The organism is Chitinophaga sp. (genome assembly GCF_036566945.1).
Lineage (GTDB): Bacteria > Bacteroidota > Bacteroidia > Chitinophagales > Chitinophagaceae > Chitinophaga.
Genome location: NZ_DATCVJ010000256.1, coordinates 1 through 3,055 on the forward strand (window position 1 = coordinate 1; position 3,055 = coordinate 3,055).

A 3,055-nucleotide genomic window follows, 5' to 3' on the forward strand; every position below is an offset into this window, starting at 1 on the left:
CCATTTTCCATGGCGTATTTCCCGTCATAGCTAAGAAAGCTATTCCAGGAGGCCACCATATCTGTTTGAATGGTATCGCCACCGGCGATCATGGTATCTGTTGGGGGTAAATTAATCTGATCTGCCAGCACAACCGCCCCAACCCGCTGTGTCGGCCCATTACAGGCAATAGCAAAGAAAGTGAATAGTAATAGTGATGTTACAGGAATCCGTTTCGCAGTCATGGTTAAATTTTTATTTTTGATAGTACCGGGGCTCGCAAAAAAGCTGGCGGGCACCACTTTCCCGCAGCTACAGCATTATCGATTTATCAGTGGAAGATTAACAACTCAAATAATAAAAAAGTTTAATGGTTCTCAATAAATTCTCTGCTATTTTCCTTTAAATACAGGTGTCCTTTTTTCCATAAATGCCTGCATTCCTTCTTTCTGATCTTCTGATGCAAAGAGAAGATAAAAATTTTTACGTTCAAAATGTAATCCTTCTTCCAGGGGTGTATCAAATGCTTTGAGTACCGCTTCTTTGGCCATTTTAAGCGCAATAGGGCTCATGGCAGCTGTTTCGCTGGCTAACTTCACAGCTTCCTGCAAAAAGAGTTCTACCGGTACTATACGGTTGATCAAGCCTGCCTGCAACGCCTCCCGGGCGGTAATAAAGCGCCCGGTGAGTACCATTTCCATGGCGAGGGCCTTTCCTACTGCGCGGGTGAGGCGTTGGGTACCGCCGGCACCGGGCATAATGCCCAGCTTTATTTCCGGTTGTCCAAAGCGGGCCGTTTCGCTGGCTACGATCATATCGCACAGCATCATGAGCTCACACCCCCCGCCCAGGGCGAAGCCACTTACAGCGGCAATGATGGGTTTCTTTGTTTTTTTGATAGTGTCCCAGGTACTGAACTGGTCGATATTATACATATCTATGGTCGTTTTATCGGCCATCTGTTTAATATCGGCTCCTGCTGCAAAGGCTTTTTCGTTGCCACTGAGTACAATGACTCTTACGGCATCATCTGCATCCAGCATTTTGAGGGCATCTCTCAATTCCCCCATGAGTTGCAGGTTGAGCGCATTCAGTTCTTTGGGGCGGTTTAATTGAATGTGGGCCACATAAGGCGCCACTTGTTGGTGTATGATGATATATTCCGGCTGCATAACTGAAGTTAAAGAAATATGCTAAAAATAAGCACCAGGAAGCCTAAAAACACGAAAACGGCTGCCATAAAATAGGCTGACAGCAGGAATATTCCTTTAAACAGTGATTTCCGCAAGCTCTGTTTATAGTTGTTTTTCAGGGCCAGGATCAGGTAAATAAAGATCATCCAGTACACGGTAGACATGCAGACGTCTGAGTGGAAGATGGTATCCAGTATATACCCCAACAGCAGTACGATAAACGCAAATGAATGCAGGTGAATGGCAAAAATGGCATGATCCGCATAGAGCCACTTTTTCTTATCGTAGATCCATTTCATGAATAGGGCAAACAGTGGCAACAATACAAACATCAGTTTTGGAATATTGTGTTTGAATATTTCCACGATGGCGGCCTGGTAATTTTCCCCGTACTTATGGCGGATTTCCGCCAGGCGCCGGAAGAAGAGCCTGGAAGAGCCTTGCAAACGCTCGCTTTCCGGCAGTGCAAGCTGTGCGGAATCGAATGATTTTACGGAGTTATAATTCTTGAAACGATTGACAGCTTTTATTATTTTCTTGCCCCTTTCAGAGGGGTCGTCTTTAAAAGCCTGTTTCAGGCCATCAGCTCCCATCACCACGTTGACCGTATCGCCTAATATATGGGCGCTGGCAATGGGTTTTACCGTGGTTGTTTTCGTTTCCTCCTCTTCGTGCTCCGTATGAATAGCGAAGATGCCGAAGAAGAAAACGAATGATACAAAAACGTATAGCTTAATCGGGTTGACATACCGCACTCTTCTGCCGGCCATATACTCCCGGGAAAGGAAGCCTGGTCTGAAAAAAAGCAATTTGAGTGTGATAAGGAACTGGGAATCGTAATGGAAGATGTCTGCCACAAAATGTGAAAAAAGGTGACCGAACGTTTCATGAGGCACGGTATTTTCTTGTCCGCAGTGGGTACAAAAGCGCTCAGGTACTTCCGTACCACAGTTGAGACAGTGTTTATCCTGACGTAAAGGTTGTGTTTTCAAGCGATTTAGATGGGTTGTTGTTGCAAAAACGAGTACAAGATAATGAAGATAATACGAATTATTTACCGGAACGGCCCCTTTAAAAAATTTTAATATGATTTTTGCGTTTTACCTTTGTCACAATTAAAAATCAGCCATTTTTACCTTCATGAAGAAAACGATTCTACTGGCATTAGGAATGCTGGCACTTGCAGGCAGGGGGTTTAGTCAATATTACTTCCAGGACATATATAACACGCAACAGACGGTAGCTACCATGGCGCTGTTGAAAGACAACAAGGTGAAGACCCAGATGGTACAGACCCTGGATGCCAATATGGAAACGGATCCCGACTTCCGGTGTGAGCGAAATTTAAGTCCGACTTACCACCAGATGCGGGCGCAAACGCAGTCCAGTTCTACCGGTTATTCCGCCATGACCTCTTCTTTTTCCAGCAAAGGACTGCTTACCAAAACGGTAGACAGCTCTTCTGCCAGCGTTACCACTACTTTGTATCGTTATACCAATGAAGGGCTGCTGCAATATATCAGCAGTACTTCCATTGCATTGCAGAGTAAAATGCGCTTCGATGAAACGAGGAGTTACAGTTATGATGCGGCGGGACATTTGCAGCAGATGGTACAGAAGAAGGGAAACGGCAGTGATTCTACCGTTATTGCATTTAAAACAGACAGTAGTGGCCATGTTACCGAGGAACTGGATCAGCGGCAGGGTAAACGCACGTATTACAATTACGACAAAGCTGGTCATCTGACAGATGTATACCGTTATCAGGCAGCGAAGAAGCGTATGTTGCCCGACTACATTTTTGAATATAATGCACAGGGAAAAATAGTAAAGATGACTACCGTGAACGCACAAACGTCGTCGTATACGATCTGGGTATATGA

4 protein-coding genes are annotated in these 3,055 nt (G+C 44.9%); 1 reads left to right on the forward strand and 3 read right to left on the reverse strand.

Going from position 1 to position 3,055, the window contains the following annotated elements; translation table 11 throughout:
• The 3 genes from VIP81_RS07540 to VIP81_RS07550 form a co-directional block, all read right to left on the reverse strand.
• The coding region (locus VIP81_RS07540) for a hypothetical protein (protein WP_331958013.1) at positions 1-224 on the reverse strand (224 nt) is incomplete at its 3' end.
• Between the two features lie 147 nt (positions 225-371).
• Entirely contained in the window at positions 372-1,151 is a 780-nt protein-coding gene (locus tag VIP81_RS07545; protein WP_331958015.1) for an enoyl-CoA hydratase-related protein, read from the reverse strand.
• A gap of 8 nt (positions 1,152-1,159) precedes the next feature.
• Complete coding sequence (locus tag VIP81_RS07550) at positions 1,160-2,164, reverse strand: DUF3667 domain-containing protein (protein ID WP_331958017.1); 1,005 nt, start codon at positions 2,162-2,164, stop codon at positions 1,160-1,162.
• 148 nt (positions 2,165-2,312) lie between these two features.
• Here VIP81_RS07550 and VIP81_RS07555 point away from each other — a divergent pair.
• A partial coding sequence (locus tag VIP81_RS07555) for a hypothetical protein (RefSeq protein ID WP_331958019.1) occupies positions 2,313-3,055 on the forward strand: 743 nt, incomplete at its 3' end.

Excerpts from the sequence above, each read along its gene's own strand:
- VIP81_RS07545 (WP_331958015.1), bottom strand. The coding sequence starts at position 1,151 with ATGCAGCCGGAATATATCATCATACACCAACAAGTGGCGCCTTATGTG.